Origin of the sequence: Bacillus sp. SIMBA_026 (assembly GCF_046535335.1) — a bacterium.
Lineage (GTDB): Bacteria > Bacillota > Bacilli > Bacillales > Bacillaceae > Bacillus > Bacillus velezensis.
In genome coordinates, this window is the sequence record NZ_JAWRWX010000391.1 from 1 (window position 1) to 246 (window position 246).

Sequence of the window (246 nt, forward strand, 5' to 3'; positions counted from 1 at the left end):
GGCTACGTGAGCTTCTCTCCACGACCACCACGGCATCTTCGTCCAAGTGCGGCGCCAACTTGGCCAGCACCGAGCTAAGCGCCAGCTCGTCCAACGGATACGGCGGATCGAGGAAAACCAGGCCCCAACTGCCCTCCAACCCCGCACGGTCAAGGAATGATTCCACTTTGGATCGGTGGACGGAGACCCGCCGGGCGCCCAGGATTTGGTTCACCATATGGGCATTGCGTTGGCAGACATCGCTGG

General features: G+C 61.8%; 1 protein-coding gene. It reads right to left on the reverse strand.

Going from position 1 to position 246, the window contains the following annotated elements:
• Positions 1 to 246 (reverse strand): RsmD family RNA methyltransferase (locus SB847_RS21935; RefSeq protein ID WP_410578838.1); only part of this gene is annotated, 246 nt, incomplete at both ends.